Annotated in this window: 19 protein-coding genes, 1 riboswitch and 2 other annotated features; all 19 genes read right to left on the reverse strand. The window is 31.8% G+C overall.

The features are described from left to right. Positions 1–5: 5 nt before the first annotated feature. Positions 6–218 (reverse strand) — a binding site (T-box leader). 47 nt (positions 219–265) lie between these two features. Then, positions 266–1336, reverse strand: coding sequence for an AbrB family transcriptional regulator (locus LQ668_RS01210; RefSeq protein WP_078356440.1), 1071 nt, complete (start codon positions 1334–1336; stop codon positions 266–268). 60 nt (positions 1337–1396) lie between these two features. Further along, positions 1397–2683, reverse strand: coding sequence for a glutamate-1-semialdehyde 2,1-aminomutase (gene hemL / locus LQ668_RS01215; RefSeq protein ID WP_078356439.1), 1287 nt, complete (start codon positions 2681–2683; stop codon positions 1397–1399). A 1-nt stretch (position 2684) separates the two neighbouring features. Further along, the gene (gene hemB, locus LQ668_RS01220; protein ID WP_078356438.1) at positions 2685–3668 is read right to left on the reverse strand and encodes a porphobilinogen synthase; all 984 of its coding nucleotides are present in this window, start codon (positions 3666–3668) and stop codon (positions 2685–2687) included. Beyond that, positions 3665–4348, reverse strand: coding sequence for a uroporphyrinogen-III synthase (locus LQ668_RS01225; RefSeq protein WP_239775855.1), 684 nt, complete (start codon positions 4346–4348; stop codon positions 3665–3667). Before LQ668_RS01225 ends, hemB begins: the two co-directional genes overlap by 4 nt. 15 nt (positions 4349–4363) lie before the next feature. Continuing rightward, complete coding sequence (hemC, locus tag LQ668_RS01230) at positions 4364–5287, reverse strand: hydroxymethylbilane synthase (protein WP_078356436.1); 924 nt, start codon at positions 5285–5287, stop codon at positions 4364–4366. A gap of 18 nt (positions 5288–5305) precedes the next feature. After that, positions 5306–6139 (reverse strand): cytochrome C assembly family protein, encoded by an 834-nt coding sequence (locus LQ668_RS01235; RefSeq protein ID WP_107509049.1) that lies wholly within the window; start codon positions 6137–6139, stop codon positions 5306–5308. A 20-nt stretch (positions 6140–6159) separates the two neighbouring features. Further along, entirely contained in the window at positions 6160–7497 is a 1338-nt protein-coding gene (hemA, locus tag LQ668_RS01240) for a glutamyl-tRNA reductase (RefSeq protein WP_107509048.1), read from the reverse strand. A gap of 74 nt (positions 7498–7571) precedes the next feature. Then, positions 7572–8159: a ribosome biogenesis GTP-binding protein YihA/YsxC gene (gene yihA / locus LQ668_RS01245; RefSeq protein WP_078356433.1), complete on the reverse strand. Its 588-nt coding sequence runs from the start codon at positions 8157–8159 to the stop codon at positions 7572–7574. A gap of 120 nt (positions 8160–8279) precedes the next feature. Next, the gene (gene clpX / locus LQ668_RS01250) at positions 8280–9542 is read right to left on the reverse strand and encodes an ATP-dependent Clp protease ATP-binding subunit ClpX (RefSeq protein ID WP_078356432.1); all 1263 of its coding nucleotides are present in this window, start codon (positions 9540–9542) and stop codon (positions 8280–8282) included. A gap of 122 nt (positions 9543–9664) precedes the next feature. Next, on the reverse strand, positions 9665–10945 hold the full coding sequence (gene tig / locus LQ668_RS01255) for a trigger factor (protein ID WP_107509047.1): 1281 nt from the start codon (positions 10943–10945) through the stop codon (positions 9665–9667). A gap of 96 nt (positions 10946–11041) precedes the next feature. Continuing rightward, positions 11042–11968 carry a hypothetical protein gene (locus LQ668_RS01260; protein ID WP_078356430.1) on the reverse strand — a complete coding sequence of 309 codons (927 nt, stop codon included), beginning with the start codon at positions 11966–11968 and terminating at the stop codon, positions 11042–11044. 2 nt (positions 11969–11970) lie between these two features. Further along, positions 11971–12594, reverse strand: a complete 624-nt coding sequence (locus tag LQ668_RS01265) for an NUDIX domain-containing protein (protein ID WP_107509046.1) — start codon at positions 12592–12594, stop codon at positions 11971–11973. A gap of 601 nt (positions 12595–13195) precedes the next feature. Continuing rightward, positions 13196–13555: a 50S ribosomal protein L20 gene (gene rplT / locus LQ668_RS01270; protein ID WP_016910906.1), complete on the reverse strand. Its 360-nt coding sequence runs from the start codon at positions 13553–13555 to the stop codon at positions 13196–13198. Positions 13556–13597: 42 nt separating this feature from the next. After that, a complete protein-coding gene (gene rpmI, locus LQ668_RS01275; RefSeq protein WP_078356428.1) occupies positions 13598–13798 on the reverse strand; it encodes a 50S ribosomal protein L35 in 201 nt (66 codons plus the stop codon). A 25-nt stretch (positions 13799–13823) separates the two neighbouring features. Continuing rightward, positions 13824–14354 carry a translation initiation factor IF-3 gene (infC, locus tag LQ668_RS01280; RefSeq protein WP_078356427.1) on the reverse strand — a complete coding sequence of 177 codons (531 nt, stop codon included), beginning with the start codon at positions 14352–14354 and terminating at the stop codon, positions 13824–13826. A 23-nt stretch (positions 14355–14377) separates the two neighbouring features. Continuing rightward, positions 14378–14503: a sequence feature (ribosomal protein L20 leader region), on the reverse strand. A 45-nt stretch (positions 14504–14548) separates the two neighbouring features. Then, a complete protein-coding gene (locus tag LQ668_RS01285; RefSeq protein ID WP_239775856.1) occupies positions 14549–16048 on the reverse strand; it encodes an amino acid permease in 1500 nt (499 codons plus the stop codon). An 89-nt stretch (positions 16049–16137) separates the two neighbouring features. Beyond that, a riboswitch (Lysine riboswitch) is annotated at positions 16138–16310 on the reverse strand. A 69-nt stretch (positions 16311–16379) separates the two neighbouring features. Beyond that, entirely contained in the window at positions 16380–18308 is a 1929-nt protein-coding gene (thrS, locus tag LQ668_RS01290; protein WP_078356425.1) for a threonine--tRNA ligase, read from the reverse strand. A gap of 316 nt (positions 18309–18624) precedes the next feature. Continuing rightward, the gene (gene dnaI / locus LQ668_RS01295; protein WP_119634158.1) at positions 18625–19545 is read right to left on the reverse strand and encodes a primosomal protein DnaI; all 921 of its coding nucleotides are present in this window, start codon (positions 19543–19545) and stop codon (positions 18625–18627) included. After that, positions 19545–20927: a replicative helicase loading/DNA remodeling protein DnaB gene (locus LQ668_RS01300; RefSeq protein WP_078356423.1), complete on the reverse strand. Its 1383-nt coding sequence runs from the start codon at positions 20925–20927 to the stop codon at positions 19545–19547. The genes dnaI and LQ668_RS01300 overlap by 1 nt, the downstream gene beginning before the upstream one ends. Between the last annotated feature and the right edge of the window lie 9 nt (positions 20928–20936).

Consider the following 20936-nt stretch of genomic DNA (forward strand, 5'->3'; position numbering starts at 1 on the left):
TAAATGAATAGGACGGGTTAAACCGTGGTACCACCTAAATTCAATATAATTTCTTATATTGCACTTTAACGATTATCGCTCGCACACGCATTAATCTACTTAGTTTCAATTAACGTTCAAATTAAGGCTACCTTCAATCATCATTAATATGTATTCACACCAACCATACACTCTCTTCAAATAATCAATGATTTACTCTTCCTTGTTAAATATTTAATTACTTTAATAATATAAGCACTTTCAATATAAGTCAATATTGAAAGTACTAATTACCGTATTTCTTAGACCTTATGCTTAAGAAAACCTTTATTAATGGTGAAATAATTAGAAGTATAAAAAATATCCTAAAAATATGATAGCTTGAAATCATTGCGACATCTCCACCAGTTTCAAGCGCAACTACTATAATTTGTGCCATTCCCCCTGGAGCAGCACTTAAAAACAAGTCATTAATATTGTCATCAATAAAAAGATCAAAAATAAACACAAGTATAAAAGCACCAAGTATTAACGAGACATTTTGGAATGCTATTGCAAACACAGTCTTTTTAGTCAGATTATTTATTAAATCAGATATTTGAACCCCTATTCTTATTCCGAATAACACTTGAGCAATTATAATCAACTGATAATCTAAAGAGAAAACCTGTTCAGTATATAAATTCCAAGTAAGAAGAACAAAAATTGGTGCAAGTAAATGAGGAACAGGAAACTTAATCTTGTAGAATAATAAAAATAAAATAATTATTCCTACAATCAACGTAATATATCCCGTTAAATCTAAAACTGAAAATATGGAAGGTGCTGCATCAATTTGTCTAGAACTTGAACCATTACTACCATATATTGAAGAAATAATAGGAACTAAGATTACAACAAACATAATTCGTGATGTTTGAGTAAGTGTAACGATGAGTAAGTCTGCTTTTTTATTCTCTTCCGCCATAACAACCATTTGGCTTAGAGCTCCAGGGATTGCACTTAATAATGCTGTTTCAAATGAAACATTGGCTATCTTTTTAAAGACTATAGATATAATTAAAGCGAGTAATATGATAAATACTGACATTAATACAATCTGCAACCATTCATCTTTTATATCATGAAGTACATCAAGTGTAAAAGTAGAACCCATTTGAACTCCTAAAATGAGTAATCCTATATTACCTAACCAATTCGGCCATTTAATCGAGCGTTTCATCAATTTTATAACGATAATGCTAGCAAATATCGGACCAAATAACCAAGGTAAAATCATATGAATGCTTTGGAGTATAAAGCCAAGTATTATAGCTAGCAAACTTACAATTATTATGTTCTGTTTATTTCTATGCATCAATTAACACCTCATGTAAAATTATACCATTATTAAAAATATAAATTGAGGTTATAATTGTTATTTTGTAATTCTAGATAGTGCTGTATCAAATGCTTGAATTGTTTTTTCTATATCTTCTTTAGTATGAGCTGTTGATAAAAAAGTACCTTCGAATTGTGATGGTGGCAAGAATACACCTTCTTGAGCCATTTCTCTATACATATTACTAAACATTTCTAAATCTGATGAATTAGCTTCATCAAAATTAGTAACTGGACCTTTATTCAAGAAATAACCTATCATTGAACCAGCACGATTAACTGTTATTGGTACTTCATGTTTAGAAAACACATCTTTCAGACCTTTTTCAAGTAAATCTCCTAATTCATTAAAATAGCTATAACTATCTTCAGTTAGCTCACTTAAAGTTGCAAAGCCACTCGTCATAGCCAATGGATTTCCTGAAAGTGTTCCTGCTTGATAAACATTACCAACTGGCGCTATTTCTTCCATAATTTCTCTTTTACCACCGAAAGCACCTACCGGTAATCCTCCACCAATAACTTTTCCTAGACAAGTTAAGTCAGGCGTAACACCAAAATACCCTTGTGCACAATTGTATCCTACTCTAAATCCTGTCATAACTTCATCAAAGATTAATACAGAACCATATTCTTTAGTAATATCACGTAAACCTTCTAAGAAACCTTCTACTGGTGGTACTACACCCATATTACCGGCAACAGGTTCTACAATAACACCTGCGATATCATCACCAAATTGTTCAAAAGCCACTTTTACAGCATCAATATCATTATAAGGAACTGTTATTGTATTTTTCGCAGTGCCTTCAGGTACGCCTGGAGAGTCTGGTAATCCTAAAGTTGCTACCCCAGAGCCAGCTTTGATTAGTAATGAATCACTATGTCCATGATAACAACCTTCAAATTTCAATATTTTATTTCTGCCAGTATAACCTCTTGAAAGTCGTAATGCTGCTAATGTTGCTTCTGTTCCTGAAGATACCATTCTTACCATCTCAATAGATGGAACACGTTCAATTACGAGTTGTGCCATTTTATTTTCAAGCTCTGTAGAAGCACCAAATGAAGTTCCTTTATCTACCGCTGCGTGTAAAGCTGTTTTAACTTTTTCGTGAGAATGACCTAAAATTAAAGGCCCCCAACTTAATACGTAATCAATATATTCATTACCATCTACATCATATATTTTTGACCCTTTACCGTGATCCATAAATATCGGCGGTGTATCTACAGATTTAAATGCTCTAACTGGACTATTTACGCCACCAGGCATTAAATCTACTGCTTCTTTATATGCTTCAATTGATTGTTCGTATCTCATATTAATAGTCTCCTCCATCTAGATATTTACAAATATCTTTTGCGAAATAAGTAATAATCATGTCTGCTCCAGCACGTTTCATTGAAGTCATTTGTTCCATAACAATTTTCTCTTCATCTATCCAGCCATTTAGTGATGCTGCTTTTGTCATACTATATTCGCCACTTACGTTATACGCAACAATAGGTAAGTCAGAACGGTTACGCACATCTCTTATAATATCTAAATAACTTAAAGCAGGTTTAACAATCATCATGTCGCAACCTTCTTTAATGTCACTTTCTAATTCTCTAAATGCTTCTAAGCGATTGCTCGGGTCCATTTGATATGTTTTACGATCACCAAATGAAGGCGCACCTTCTGCAGCCTCTCTGAAAGGACCATAAAAACTAGATGCATATTTAATACCATAGCTCATAATCGGCATGTTAATAAATCCTGCTTGATCAAGTCCTGCTCTTATTTCAGCTACAAATCCGTCCATCATGTTACTTGGTGCAATAATGTCTGCTCCAGCTTTCGCTTGTGAAACAGCTGTTTTAACAAGTAATTCTAATGACTTATCGTTATCTACATCGCTTGTAGCTTCATCTATCACACCACAATGACCATGATCTGTGTATTCACAAAGACAAGTATCTGCCACAACTAATAAATCTGGGAACTTACTTTTAGATAAACGAGTCGCTTTTTGAATAATGCCATCATCGATAAATGCACCAGTACCACAAGCATCTTTCTCATTAGGAATTCCAAAGAACATTACACCTCGAATACCTAGGTCATATGCCTCTTTTAATTCTTCTTCTAACAGGTTTAAACTCAATTGATAAATCCCAGGCATTGATGAGATTTCATTTTTAATATTATCTTCTTCAATCACAAATATAGGATATATTAAATCAGATTTATGAACATACGTTTCTTTTACCATATTTCTCATTGATTGTGATGATCTTAATCTTCTATGTCTATCAAATTTCATAATTTTACCTCTTTCAAGATTGTATTTATCATATCTTCTAAAGTAGATTCTAAAGCTATTTTAGAAGTTTGATGATATGTATTTAATTTTTGTTGAGTGATTTCTCCAATTGCATATACTTCTACGCCATGACCAATTTCTTTGTAGGTTTCAAAATAACTTGAAACTGCTGAAGAACTTGAAAATGTTATATGCGTAACTTTATTGTTTGTAATTAGTTCATGCACCTTATGAACATTATCAGTATTTGTTACTGGCTCATATATATTCAGCCTTTGAACTTGATTACTCCATTCAGATAACTGAGTTGTTAATTTATCTCTTGCTTGTTTACTGAATGGTATCAATACAGATTGATTATAAAGTTTGTCTTTAAAATCATTTAACATGCCTTCTTGCGTAAATGTTTCCGGCATTGTATCAACAGGTATATTAAGTTTTTCAGCTATTTTTTTCGTTTTAGAACCAATTACTGCAATATGATTAACTTGTATCTTTGGTAAATATGGTTCAAAAATTTTAATAGCATTTACAGACGTAAAAATAAGCCAATCATAGTGGGGTTTTAAACAAGACTGTTCAAATTGGATAGGGACAATATCTATAAATGGATAATGTCGAATCTCTACGTCTTCACGTTGAACAGTTCTTGTACTCGTAACCACTATAATCGGCTTCATTTTAACTACTCCTTATTATGCTTCTTCATTTAATTTCTTAATAATTTCATATGCACCTTGGGATTTTAATTCTTCAGATACTTGTTTACCGATTTCTACTGGATCGGTACCTACTTTTGTAGATTCATATCTTTCTTTACCATCAGGTGACATAATTAATCCTGTAAATGAAATTTCATTGCCATCTTTTGTTGCATAACCTGCAATTGGAACTTTACAACTTCCATCCATTTCATTTAAAAATGTTCTTTCGCATGTTACACACGTTTCCACTTTTTCATCATGCACAGATTTTAGAATATCTAATAATTCTTTGTCATCACTTCTACATTCTATACCTAATGCACCTTGACCTATTGCTGGAACCATTGTATCCTCTTGTAAATATTCAGTAACGATATCTTCGCTCCAACCCATGCGCTTTAATCCTGCAGCAGCAAGTATTATAGCATCAAAATCCTCAGTTTCTAATTTCTTCAATCGTGTATCGATGTTCCCTCTAATCCATTTGATTTCTAAGTGAGGATATTTAGCTAAAATTTGGGCACCACGTCTTAAAGAACTAGTACCAACAATACTGCCTGGCTTTAATTCTGCAAGTTTAACATGATTATTAGCAATATATGCATCAAAAGGAATTTCTCTCTCAGGAATACATCCAAGCGTTAATGCTTCCGGCAATTCGCTAGGCACATCTTTAAGTGAATGAATAGCAAAGTCTATTTCATGATCAAATAATGCTTGTTGTATTTCTTTTACGAATAAACCTTTACCACCAACTTTAGACAATTGAACATCGACGATTCTATCGCCTTTAGTTACGATTTCTTTAATTTCGATATCTAAATCTGGATGCTTTTCTTTCAATTTATCTATAAATTGCTGACTTTGTGTCATTGCTAATTTACTTTTTCTAGAACCTACAATAATTTTACGCATAACTTCCTCCATTATTGTTTAATTAAACCACTGATGAAATCCCGAAAACTTTGAGACCACCAAATAATTTATCATACACACTAAAAATATCATAATATTCGCTATTACTAACGTTTTAGTATTGATTGATTTTCTTACTCTTAAATATAAATAAACACCATAAAGTAGTAAAACAATTAAAGAACCGATCACTTTCATATCTATCCATATCTCACTACCAATTATAATTAAGCCCCATTGTATACCTAATATTAAACTAATAAGTAACACTAAAAATCCTATTAAAGAAAATCTAAAAACATTTTGCTCTAGTTGTTCAATACTACCCATTCTAAAGAACTTTTGATTGAACTTTTTCTCTTTTAGATTTTTTCTCTGGAGTAAATATAAAATTGCATGTGATGTACTCAATGCAAACAGAACATAGCTTAATATAGCTAAAGAAATATGTATTAATAGTAATTCATTCATAATATTAGATGCCGTATTTTCCGTATCATATTGCTCAGGTCTAAATGTATGAATAACTAAAAATACAAATCCAATTAAATTAATAATAAAGACTGTTAAATCCGTTGATTTAAAATAGTTTAAAACTAATGAAACTGTAATAATCATCCATGTATAAAAATAAAATCCTTCAAATATCGTCAAGATTGGAAATTGTTTTGTTGTAACAATATACATGCACAAAAAGATTGTTTGAAAAATCCAAACAATCCCCAGTGCATAATACCCAAGCTTTCTTACTTTAGAATTTTTTTGTATAAAGTCATAAAAATAGCACCCTAAACAAATCATGTAAATAACTAAGACAATTTCATGCAAACGTACCGCAATTACATCTTGCATAGCATCACCATATATTTTGATTAAGTTTCAACTGTGTTAGGAGACAATTGACTTCTTTTTATTTCTTTCTTTGTATCATTTAATCGATCTACTTCATTCGTAATATTAAAGATTTCTTGGAATAATTCTAATTTTTCTGCTGATTTTTTATCAGTTGATAATTCTTTAGCTTGAGTTATCGGATCTTTTAATAATTGATTTACGATACTTTTCATATGCTTAGATATAACTTTTCTTTCTCTTTCAGTCATATCAGGTAGTTTTCTTTCGACACTTACCATTGTTTCTTCTTGTATATGTGATGCTTTACCTCTAAGTGCTGTAATTATCGGCACAACGCCTAGCATATTCACCCATTCTTCATGCTTATCAATTTCTTTAGCAATAAGCAATTCTATTTCACGAGCTGCTTGCTCACGTTCAGCTAGATTTGCATCTACAAGGCCGTTTAAATCATCCACATCATAATTAAACATTAGTTCTAAGTCATTCACTTCAGGATCTATATCCCTTGGCACAGCAATATCAATTAATACAAGTGGTTTATTTTTTCTAAAGCGCTCAACATCTTTCATCATATCTTTAGTTAATACATAATGTTCCGCACTCGTAGAACTAATGACGATATCAGCTTCCATCAACGAACATTGTAGTTCATTCATGCTTTTAGCTACACCTTTATATTGCATAGCTAATGCTTCAGCTTTTGCAACAGTTCTATTTAAAACAGTAATGTCATTTACACCACTACCATTCAAATTAGCTACTGCTAACTCAGCCATTTCTCCTGCTCCAATGATTAATGCTTTCTTATTATCTAGTTTGCCAAGTACTTTTTTCGATAATTCCACAGCTGCATATGAAACTGATACGGCATTAGAAGCTATGTCTGTTTCGTGATGACCACGTTTAGCCAATGTTATAGCTTGTTTGAATAATCGATTAAACATAGTACCTGTTGTAACCTCAGTTTGTGCAATTTGAAACGCATCTTTCATCTGTCCTAAAATTTGCGTTTCACCTAGAACCATTGAATCTAAACCAGATGATACTCTGAACAAATGTTCCACTGCTTCATTCTCAGTTAACACATTTGTATAAGATTTAATCGTATCTAACGATTGGTCAAACCAATCAGCTAAGAAAGACTGAATATAATATTTACCAGTGTGTATTTGATCTACAACAGCATATACTTCAGTTCTATTACATGTCGATAAAATGACACATTCTAAAATTGATTTTTTATTACTAAGTGTTACGAGTGCATTCTCAATTTCTTGATCATTAAATGATAGTTTTTCTCGCATCGCAACATCTGCAGTCTTATAGTTTACGCTTACTACAACAACATGCACTTCTAACGCCCCCATTAATTTATGTCCAATGTCTAAATTATAACATTTCTAATTTAGGAATGTGAGGATTTTGTTTAAATAAATTGTGACAATAATGCCCATATATTGTCTGTCTTATCTTTATTTAATGAAGAATAACTTATTAATTTATCCTCAGAATCAACCTCTAATGTTTCTCGTATGATTTTTAAATGTTTTTGAACTTTACCTTTTGGTATCTTATCCTCTTTCGTTGCGATAATAATTGTAGGTATTTCAAAATGTTTTAAATAATTATACATCAATACATCATCTTGAGTCGGTTTGTGTCTTATATCCACTAATTGAATGACACATTTTAACTCATTTCTAGTCGTTAAATATTGTTCTATCATCTTACCAAACTGTTCTCTTTGTTTTTTACTCACTTTTGCATATCCATATCCTGGTACATCAACAAATACAAGTTGTTCATCTATATTAAAGAAGTTTAAAGTCTGTGTCTTCCCAGGTTTAGATGACGTTCTAGCAACTTTTTTTCTTGATATTAATGTATTAATAAACGTTGACTTACCAACATTAGAACGCCCACTTAGAGCAATCTCTGGCAAACCAGTTTCAGGATATTGCTTTGGATCAACTGCACTTATAATTATATCTACGTTATTCGGATTAATTTTCATTGTTTTCTCCTACAAATTTGTTTCTTTTATTATATCTTATATTGGCTACATTTTAAACAAACCACAAAGATTAAAGGCTGAGACAATATATTGTCCCAGCCTCTAATAGATTAATAAAGTTTATGCTGATGTTTTTTCATCATTTATTAAGTTACCTTCACTATCAAATAAGTTAGGTAATTTATTATCTCTAATTGTATCTTCAGTAATCACTACTTTACTAACATCGTTGCTTGAAGGAATATCAAACATAATATCAATAAGAGCTTCTTCAATTATAGAACGTAATCCACGTGCACCAGTTTTACGTTCTATAGCTAGTTCACTAATAGCTGTTAATGCATTTTCATCAAATTGTAATTCAACGTCATCTAATTCAAGCATTTTAGTATATTGTTTTACTAATGCATTCTTAGGTTGAGTTAAGATGTTTTTCAATGCATCAACATCTAATGTTTCAAGATTAGCTACAATAGGAATTCTGCCGATAAATTCTGGAATTAAACCATAAGATTGTAAATCTTCAGGTCTAATTTGTGATAGTAATGACTCTTCATCACTAATTTCTTCACCAGAACTACTAAATCCAATGATTTTTTCACCTAATCTACGTTTAATGACTTCATCGATTCCATCAAATGCACCACCAAGAATAAATAGTATATTTGTTGTATCTATTTGAATGAATTCTTGGTTTGGATGTTTTCTACCACCTTGTGGCGGAACACTAGCTGTTGTACCTTCAAGAATTTTAAGCAATGCTTGTTGAACACCTTCACCAGAAACATCTCTTGTTATAGATGTGTTTTCAGATTTACGTGCGATTTTGTCAATCTCATCAACATATATAATACCCTTTTCAGCACTTTCAACATCAAAGTCAGCTGCTTGGATTAATCTTAAAAGTATATTTTCTACGTCTTCACCTACATAACCAGCTTCCGTTAAACTAGTTGCATCTGCTATTGCAAATGGAACGTTTAATGATTTGGCTAATGTTTGAGCAAGTAATGTTTTACCACTACCAGTTGGCCCAATTAATGCGATATTACTTTTTTGTAAATCAACACCATCTTCACTTTCTGAAGGTTGTTGAACACGTTTATAATGGTTATAGACAGCTACTGCTAATGATTTTTTAGCATTTTCTTGTCCGATAACATAATCATTTAATTGCTCCATAATTTCTTTAGGTGTAGGAACTTCAGTAAATTGTTCTGGCTCTTGTGACTTCAATTCTTCTTCAACTATTTCAGAACAAAGCTCTATACATTCATTACATATATAGACACCACTACCAGCTACAAGTTTTTTAACTTGATCCTGCTCTTTACCACAGAAAGAACATTTTAAGTTTTCTTCACCATCGTTAAATTTAAACATTTTTACACCCCTATTCTTTTTAGACTATACTAAATGTTTTTTACTTTTTCAAATTAAACGAACTAAAAAAGAATAGTAGCAGAAAAATTCTGCTACTATAATTAATTTATACCGAATAACAATTATTCTCCAACTGATTCAGCAACTAATAAGTCGATAACTTTTTGAATTTTAAGGTCGTTAACTAAAATATCGTTATTACCTAATGTTGATTTAATATCTTCAACAGATAATCCAAATTGTTCGCTCATTTTAGTCAATTCTGCTTCAACATCTGAATCAGAAACTTCAATGTTCTCAGCATCAGCGATAGCTCTTAAAGTTAAATTAGTTTTAACACGTTTTTCAGCGTCTTCTTTCATTTGTGCTTTAAGTTCTTCTTCTGATTGGCCTGAGAATTGATAGTATAATTCAAGGTTTAAACCTTGTTGTGAAATACGTTGTTCGAATTCTTGCATCATACGATCTAATTCTGTGTTAATCATAGCTTCAGGAATTTCAACTGTAGCGTTATCAGAAGCTTTAGTAATTGCTTCTTCTTTTTCAGTTGCTTCTGCTTGATTTAATTTAGCATCTGCTAAATCTTTACGTAATTTTTCTTTATATTCATCTACTGTTTTAACTGATTCGTCAAGCTCTTGAGCTAACTCATCATCTAATTCTGGAATTTCTTTAGATTTTACTTCGTTAATATCACATTTGAATGTTGCTTCTTTACCAGCTAATTCTTCAGCATGGTATTCTTCAGGGAATGTAACAACAACTTCTTTGCTATCGCTAGCTTTAAGACCAATAAGTTGTTCTTCAAATCCTGGAATGAATGATCCAGAACCAATTTCAAGATCATAACCTTCAGCTTGTCCACCTTCAAATGCTTCGCCGTCAACATAACCATCAAAGTTAATGTTTACAACGTCACCTTGAGCGATTTCGCCTTCTTTAACTGTTAATTCAGCTTGACGACTAACTGCTTCTTCTAAAGCTTTATCGAATTCTTCGTCAGTTACTTCACGATCTTGTTTTTCTATAGCTAGGCCTTTATAGTCACCTAATTCAACTTCTGGTTCAACTGTTACAGTAGCTTCAAAGATAAGTTCTTTACCTTTTTCCATTTGTGTAACGTCGATTTCCGGACGATCAACTGGGTTGATTTCTGCTTCTTCAACTGCATTACCATATGCTTCAGGTAAAATGAAATCTAATGCATCTTGGTATAATGATTCAACACCAAATCTTTGTTCAAATAATGGTCTTGGCATTTTACCTTTACGGAAACCAGGTACATTAATTTGTTTAACAACTTTTTTGAATGCTTTGTCTAAACCTTTATCTACTTCTTCTTTAGGAACCGTAACAGTTAATAAACCTTGGTTACCTTCCTTCTTTTCCCATGTTGCTGTCATGTATAAAAACCTCCGTGATTAACCTAATTTTATAAATTTTCAACTCTTTAATTATAACATAGCTTTCTGATGTTTCAACTATAGTGTTTACATTCATTATAATTTTTCAATAAAATCTATGAATTTGTCCCAATCTGCTTGATTAACACTATTGTAGCTAGCGTCTATAATAAAACGTTCTGATAAAAGTTTCAAGTAACATGCAATTAAAGTTTCATCTTCTAGCTCGCTAAAATCAATTGGATACATTACGATAGCATGTTGATTCAATAAACTTTTAGCTAATTCAATCGATGAAGGACTATCAATTTCAAGTTGATCTATTACTTTAGGTATTATATTTTTGTTTAAATTTGTTCTTTCAATGCCATCTAATTCTATAGGATTAACAGTTAAAAATTCGTTTAATTTTTCAAATTTTACTTCAGCAGACCATTCACTTAATCTTAAATACTCTAAAATCAAACTTTGTACATTTGGATGCAATGTTTCATTCTCTATAATCTGAGCTAAAGTCAAATTAAACACACCTAAATGATTATCAATTAAGTCGATTAAGAGATTAATTTGTTCTTCAAATTGCGTTTCTTTAAATGCTCTCAAAATTTCTGATGCTTTTAACTGTCTTTGATTAAGTTTGTCTTTTGCCATATCTTGAATAGGAAGTAGTGCCATCCTAGTAGAATGTTCAATATTTTCATCTTTAATTTGATTAATGATTTCAACTACTGTTTGATATTGTTCTAAATAATATAGGCTTTCTACAAAATAAATAACAATCTTATCATAATAGTCATGCCCTTGATTTAGCAATATACTTGCTTCTTCTCTCAATTCTAAATAATGACCACACGCTTTTAAAACTTCACATTTTTTTAATGATAGGTCTTCATCCATTGCAAAATGTTGTTCATATAATTCGAACACTTGATACGCTTCATCAAATTGTTCCTTTTGTATAGCAGTATTAATATTTTGTATGAGTTGGTTTTTCAGTTTTGGAAATGGAATGATTTCACTCAAGGTTACTCACCTCTTCTGTATATACCATCTATAATAAGACTACTCCATGTTTCATAGTTTTCATTATTAGATAACTCCGATTGGTTGACCCAATTAATTTTCAATGTGTCAGTTTCGATAGCTTCGACACTTTCTTTTTGGACTTTTAATTTAAACACTACGCCAATATGAACTTTACCAACTTCATTCTGATCATCATTGATAAATCCGATTAACTCCATATTTTCTACATCTTTTTTACTCAAACCAACTTCTTCTTCAAGTTCTCTTGCAGCATTTTCTCTTATCACTTCTTCAACATTAGTAGCATTAGGAACATCATTCATATGTCCACCTACACCTATTGAACTCAATCCGTGAAGTCTACCTTCTCCACCACCAGTTAACCTTTCATAAACTAACACTTCGTTATTTTCATTTTCTAAAATACAATATGAAATCAACTGTTTATATGATGGATCTTCTTCCATGTCTCCACGTCTTTTAGTTTCGTATTGATTAATTGTTTCGTAAATATATTTTGTTTCTTCATCTTGGATAGATTTAAATCCATCGAATTGATATGTTTCATTATTAAAAATTGTATTTCTTGGTACCACTGTTATCATTTCATCAAATTTAGACATAATAATCTCCTTATTCTTATTTCTACACTATTTTATCAAAGCGTTTATAAAGCGTAAAGGAGTTGGGTCTGTTCGTTCTTTTTTTAATAACATCTTATGATATTGTTCGTGCAAGTTTTCCTCTTTTTTTTATACAATCTTACGATTTTGTTTGTGCATGTTTACCTACCTTTTATACAATCTTACGATTTTGTTCGTGCATGCTTGCCTAGAGGTATGGTTCGAGCCTGTAGTCTCTCACGCATACTATTCCCTCAGGCGTCAGCACTTACAAAATCATCGTAATAACTAACCATATTTATATAGAAAAATGATTGCTCTAAGTGCTACTACGGATAGTGGACAAATTGAACTTGAATTTATAAGTTCAGTTTGTTTTTTTGTTTTAATAAGTAGATTTGTTGAACATAGAATCAACTCTAGGATAAATTCCACCTATACTATAAATATTTAATTAATATTTGGTATTTTTTAGAGTTGACTCCTGTGGGGTAAGCACGAGCAAAAAAATGCCAACAAAGTCTAAGAGTAACCAAAATGATTTTTACAAAAAATAAGAGCAGAAATTCAATGAAGAATTTCTGCTCTTATATAGAATATATTATTTAGCTAATGCGTCTTTAGCTTTAGTAGCTAATTCAGCAAATGCTTTTTCATCTGAAACAGCGATTTCAGAAAGCATTTTACGGTTGATGTCAATACCAGCTAATTTAAGACCATTCATTAAACGGCTATAGCTGATGTCGTTTTGACGAGATGCTGCATTAATACGTGCAATCCATAATTTACGGAATTCACGTTTTTTCTGACGACGGTCACGGTAAGCATAGTTACCTGATTTCATTACTTGTTGTTTAGCAACTTTATATAATGTATGTTTTGATCCAAAGTAACCTTTAGATAATTTTAAAACTTTTTTACGACGAGCTCTCGTCACTGTTCCACCTTTAACACGTGGCATTATAATTCCTCCTTAAAATGGACCATTAGTCCGCTATGTTTATTATTTTACGTACGTTAACATTTGTTTAACTCGTTTAGTATCTGATTTAGAAACTAATGAAGCTTTACGTAATTTACGTTTCGCTTTAGTAGATTTGTTTGCAAATAAGTGTGAAGTAAATGATCTAGAACGTTTTAATTGACCTGAACCAGTTCTTTTAACACGTTTAGCTGCTCCACGATGAGTTTTCATTTTAGGCATTGAGATTTCCTCCTATTATTTCGGTTTATTTGTCGTTTGAAATTGGCGCTAACATTAAGAACATTGAACGCCCTTCCATTTTAGGTCTTTGTTCAACTGTTGCTATATCCTTACAAGATTCTGCAAAGCGTTCTAACACGCGTTGACCAATTTCTTTATGCGTAATCGCACGTCCTCTAAATCTAATAGATACTTTAACTTTATCTTCTTTAGATAAGAATTTTTGTGCATGTTTCAATTTAGTTTCAAAGTCATGTTCTTCGATAGTTGGACTTAATCGAATTTCTTTTACACTAACAATTTTTTGTTTCTTACGCATTTCTTTTTCTTTTTTCTGTTGTTCGAATTTATATTTACCGTAATCCATAATTCTTGCAACAGGTGGTTTAGCATTTGGCGCTACTACTACTACATCTAAATCTACTCTTTCAGCCATTTCAATGGCTTCAAATTTTGATTTAACACCAATTTGTTCCCCATCTTGGCCAATAAGGCGAAGTTCTTTCGCACGAATTTTGTCGTTTATTTGAGTCTGATCTTTAGCTATGGTTGACACCTCCTAGAATTTTACGAAGTCGTCCAAGAAAAAAAGAACGAATGCACAATGCACCCGCTCTCCTCCATAAACATTAAAGGTTTATTGTACCTGCTAACTGCTTTACGCGTCACTACAGGTGAGAAGCGGGTATGCCTCTACTTGGTCCGTTTCGTATTCAACAAAACTAATCTTACCAATTATAAACCTTTATGTCAATCTTTATTTAATATTTTTTCAAATTCTTTCATATCGATATCTTGACTTAAATCAACTTGTTTAAGTGGTATCATTTTTGTTTTATATTTCACTTTATGGAAAATAAAGAATGCTAAAAATACTGGAATACCCATATATGTGATGAAGAATCTTCTTGGTTCAAACTCACCAGTTTGTATGAAGTCAACATCTTGACCGACAATTACAATTGCACAAAGTGCAAACGCAAATAACGGACCAAATGGGAATAGCTTTGCAGTATATTTCAATTTTGATTTATCATAATTTTGTAGATCAAATGCTCTTCTAAATCTAAAGTGACTGATTGCTATACCTAGCCAAGCAATAAATCCTGTCATACCTGATGCTGCGATAATATACTCATACGCCCCACCACTTAAATGCTCTATAGCAAATATCAGAACGACAACTACTGCAGTAGCCATAAGTGCTGTATAAGGCACCCCAAATTTATTTGTTTTAGAAAATACTGGCGAAGCAAGTTTATCTTTACTCATAGAGAATAACATTCTCACAGATGCATACATACCAGAATTACCTGCTGATAATACTGAAGTTAATATTACTGCATTCATAAATGAAGCAGCAAATGCTAAACCAGCATTTTCAAATACCAATGTGAATGGTGATTTTGCTATTTCATCGCCACCCATTAAGTTTGGATTAGTATAAGGAATAATCATACCAATTACAAATATTGCTAAAACATAGAATAATATTATTCTCCAAAATACTTGTTTAATTGCTTTAGGTACTGCACGTTCTGGATTTTCAGACTCACCTGCAGTAATACCTATTAACTCTGTACCTTGGAAAGAGAATCCTGCTACTAAGAACACACCTAGAACTAGCAAGAATGTATTAACATTGGAATCTCCGAGGAACGGTGCATCTCCAGCTACAAAGTTTTCGAATCCTAAATACTCTCCACCTAGTAATCCGAATATCGTTAATAACCCAATCCCGATAAAGATTATAACTGTAGCTACTTTAATGAAAGCAAACCAATATTCACTTTCTCCATATACACGTACAGATAATGAATTCAGACCAAATATAATGGCCATAAATATGACACTCCATAACCATGATGGAATAATTTCTAACGGTTCCCAATAGCTGACAACTTGTGAAGCAATTGTAATGTCAGCAGCAACAGTAATAACCCAGTTGAACCAATAATTCCATCCTAATGCAAATCCTAATGAAGGATCTACAAATCGTGTTGCATACGTACTAAAAGATCCTGAAACTGGCAAATATGTTGCCATTTCTCCTAAAGAAGTCATAAGGAAGAACACCATTAATCCTACGACAGCATATGCTAATAATGCTCCACCTGGTCCAGCATCTCTAATCGCACCACCAGAAGTCATAAATAAACCAGTACCTATACAACCTCCAATGGCAATCATAGAAATATGTCTATCTTTAAGCTTTCTTTGAACATTGTTCGTTGATTTTTCTTGAGCCATTGTTTTTTCCCTTTCTTTATTCCACAATCGAGCCACTAAAAAAAGTCGCATATCATTAAGATATGCGACCTATATATGATCATTCCATACAAATTGGTAGCACATCACTTAGTGTGACAGTCCAGTATTTATTCAACACTGGCCCAATAAATAGTATTATGGATACTATTTATTTCGGCAACGTCCCCTTTCATCATTTCAACATACGCGCCATTACGCTTCTGAATAATTACTTTTGAACATCGCAACCTCTAACTCATTACTGAGGAATATTTAATTAAATTTCACTATTAAAACTATACCCGATGAAACGAGTAATTTCAATAGATTATTACTTTTTCAATCTAATTTCATCAACTAAGCTCCAAATAAATTCATCTTTTTCAACTGTATTAGAATCTTTAGAACCGTACTGGCGAACATTCACTTCTTGATTTTCCATTTCTTTGTCACCAACAACGAGCTGATAAGGTATTTTTTTCATTTGAGCTTCACGAATTTTATATCCCATTTTCTCATTTCGATCGTCAATATGAACACGTACACCTTGAGATTTCAAATCTTCTTGAATTGTTCTAGCGTAATCATAATGTAAATCAATATTTACAGGAATGATTTCCACTTGTTTCGGTGCTAACCAAATTGGGAATACACCTTTTGTTTCTTCTATTAAGAATGCAGTAAATCTTTCCATAGTAGAAATAACACCTCTGTGAATTACGACTGGTCGATGTTCTTCACCATCATTACCGATATAAGTTAAATCAAATTTTTGAGGTAATAAGAAATCAAGTTGAGCTGTTGATAAAGTTTCTTCTTTACCCATTGCTGTTTTTACTTGTACGTCTAATTTCGGACCATAAAAGGCCGCTTCCCCTATAGCTTCTTCATAAGGTAATTCCATTTCATCAATTACTTCTTTAAGAACAGTTTGTGCTCTATTCCACATTTCATCATCGTCAAAATACTTTTCTTTATCTTCTGGGTCACGATAACTTAATCTAAATGTATAATCTTCGAATCCAAAGTCATCGTATACATCAAGAATCATATTTACAACACGTTTAAATTCTTCTTTAATTTGATCAGGTCTTACAAAGATATGTGCATCATTTAAAGTCATACCTCTAACACGTTGTAAACCAGATACTGCACCACTTGCTTCATATCTATGCATCATTCCTAATTCTGCAATACGTATTGGTAATTCTCTGTATGAATGACGGCTATTTTTATAAATCATCATATGATGTGGACAGTTCATAGGTCTAAGAACTAATTCTTCATTTCCTAGATCCATTGTAGGGAACATGTCTTCGTGATAATGATCCCAGTGACCAGATTTTTTATAGAAATCAACGTTTGCCATAATTGGAGTATAAACATGGTCATAGCCCATTGCTACTTCTTTATCTACAATATAACGTTCTAATTCACGTCTAATAACTGCACCATTAGGCAACCATAATGGTAGTCCTGCTCCAACATCTTGGTTAGTAGTAAATAATTCTAACTCTTTACCAATTTTTCTATGGTCACGTTCTTTTCTTTCTTCTAAAACTTTCAAATACGCTTTCAATTCTTTCTTATCGAAAAATGCAGTGCCATAAATACGTTGAAGCATCTTATTATTTGAATCGCCTCTCCAATAAGCACCAGCTGTTGATAATAGTTTGAACTCTTTAATTTTTGAAGTTGATGGTACGTGAACGCCACGGCATAAATCAGTGAATTCACCTTGAGTGTATAAAGTTACATTTTCATCTTCAGGTATAGCATCTATTAATTCCAATTTATATTCATCATTTTTAAAGAAATCTTTTGCTTCGTCGCGTGTTACAACTTTACGTTCAATCTTAAAGTTTTCATTTACGATTTGCTTCATTTCTTTTTCTATAGTTTCGAAGTCGTCACTAGAAATTTTGTGTTCAGTATCTACATCATAATAGAAACCACCTTCAATAACAGGACCAACACCAAACTTTACATCACCGTATAATCTTTGTAATGCTTGAGCCATTAAATGTGCTGTAGAATGTCTTAATACTTCTAAAGCATCATCACTACCTGGTGTAACGATTTCTAGCTCCCCATCATTTTCCAAAGGTCTTGTTAAATCTACTAGTTGATTATTAAATTTACCGGCAACTGCTTTTTTTCTTAATCCTGGACTAATAGATTGAGCAATTTCTTCAGTTGTAGTGCCTTGTTCAAACCCTTTCACATTACCATCTGGAAATTTAATGTTTATTTCACTCATAACGACTTCCTCCTCATTTTTTCTATTAAAGAACATAAAAAAGAGACCTCATCCAAAGGGACGAAATCTCTCGCGGTACCACCCTCATTAACGCACTCAAAAACTGAGCACGATAACTCTACATAAGATAACGGTCTTGAGCCGTATGTGGATTAACACATCATGTATGAGGGAGTAACAATTTATATTGCATTATCTCAATTCCAGCGATATGAGACTCTCTGTAAATGCTTTATAGACGTCATGTCCTCTAAATTTTTATATTCATTTAAGATAATTCAATTATACAACTCTATTTTAAAATATCAAGTTAAATTTAAGCTCTATAATTTTTACCTTCTAGCTCGTAATCTTCAGTTATTGTTTTGATTCTTTCCATAATACGACTCGCTTTTGTAATTTCTGCACCTTGTCTCGTCTTACTTAAATGAAACTCTAATTCATCAAAGTTAAAATTTGAACTAAAAAATGTCGGCAATTTGTGAACCATTCTATAATGTAGCAATGGTCCTAATATTTCATCTCTTACCCAAGGTGTTAATTCTTCCGCACCAATATCATCTAACATCAATACTTTTGCTTCACGAGCAGATTCAAATCTATCACTAAAGGATCCATCGTTAAATCCATTTTTCAACACTCTAATAAATTCTGGTAAATAAATTATTGTAGATGGCTGTTTTTTTAATTTGAGTTGGTTAGATATCGCACCTAGAATATATGATTTACCTGTACCAAAAGGACCATGAACATAAAGACCTTTTGTATCTTCTCCAGCAACAATTTTATTGCATATTTCCATGGCTTTTTTAATAATAGTCATCCTCGACTCATTATCAACATATATATCTTTAATTGTTGCCTTTAAAGTTTCTTCTGGCATTTGGAATGACGTGACAAGATTTGATTCAAATTTACGTTCATCATATTCAATTTTATTTGGACAAGGTAAATACCTTGTTTTTATGTGATCATTTTCAATATATAATTCTGGTACATGCCCTTTTACAAAATTTATACATTTACTATAACTCGCACATTTTTCACAGCATTTAGATTGGTCTTTATAAGCTTGTAACTGGTCTAAATCAGTCTCAATTATTTCATTTGTTAACTCTGACTGGTGTTCATCTAAAAATGCTTTAACTTCTTTATGATTGAGTGTATCTTTTTTTATCTTTTCCAATCTCTTTTGAAAATCTTTATTTTGTTTTAAATGTTGACCTAATGGTTCCATTAATGATCACCTTCTTTCCAAAAAGCTTCCATTTCTTTTTGAAGCTCTTGTTTTCTTTTTTCAAATGCAGCGTTCGATTCGTTATTTTTCTGTTGTTCATCTTTTGGTTTTTCAGATGACTTTTGTTTCAACAACCATTCAGGTGTTTTTTCAATTGATTTTAACTTAAATGAGTTATTCGATGTATTAATACGCTCTTTTTTCTTTTCTTCAGTTTGTTTATCAAGTTTTTTAATATGATGATACGCCTCTTCAGCAGAAGTTAATTTTAGTTTTTTCCAATTTGAAGCAATTTCTTCAATATATGCTTTCGGTAGCTGCATGTTTTTTGTAAACATTACATATTGTAACAATATATTCAATACGCCAAACGGTAATTTCTCTCTTGTTATAATATCTTCAACAACCCTTTTTTGGGCAGTCGTAGGTTCTGATTTTGTAAATGATGACAACATCTCAATCGGACTAGTTGTATCAAGTAATTCAAACCATGACAACAGAGAATCTACTTCCTGCTGTGAATCATTTAGTTCAGATTTGGGTTTTTCTCGTTTTAGTTCTAACGCAGGAAGTTCACCTTCGTGCTCAATTTGATATATGGAACGTGCATGTTTTCTTAAATCTTGTAGAGAAATCGTTTGATTTTCTGTTATTGATTTTAAAATAATTGATTTCATTTCAACTGGCGTAATGCCATATAAAGTTGCTATTTGAATAATGACTTCTTTAGTTTGTTTGTTCAATATTTCTTTAGAAATCAAATGATTATTCAATAATAACTCCAACATTTCAAAATCAAATTGCACATCCGATAAATCAAGCCCTTTACTTTTAGTGTCTAATTTAATTTGAATATCATCTTGATGTTCTAATTCTGATAACTTAGGAATTTTAAACACATCAGTGAAACTTTTCGTCACTTCATTATATTCTGTTGTTGATATACTTTTATCTTTGTATCTATTTTTTAATGAAATATATCTCGCTTTACCGATTTGTTGGTATAAAAATACCGATAACAATGGGTCATTGAAAAACTGTTCTGTTGTTGCTGGTTGTTCTAGCATATATACAAATGTTTGTTCTTGTTGATTAGTCTTAAAGAAAGTTTTTAATAAACCAATACCTTCTAACAAATCGAGTGAATCTCTAAAACTAGATAAATTAATTTTCAAATCATTCATTATCGTGTAATGGTTATATGCTTCTATTTCATTATGATAGTTAAATTGTGATAAATATAAATAAACACCAATTGCATCTGTTCCAATTAATGGCGTGTATAAGCTGATTAATATATCTTGATGAACATGTGTATAATTATAATTTGATTTAACATAAAAACCATCACTTGGTTTTACGCCATTAAAATATTCCGCCATTAATACTCA

Origin of the sequence: Mammaliicoccus sp. K-M42 (assembly GCF_022386375.1) — a bacterium.
Lineage (GTDB): Bacteria > Bacillota > Bacilli > Staphylococcales > Staphylococcaceae > Mammaliicoccus > Mammaliicoccus fleurettii.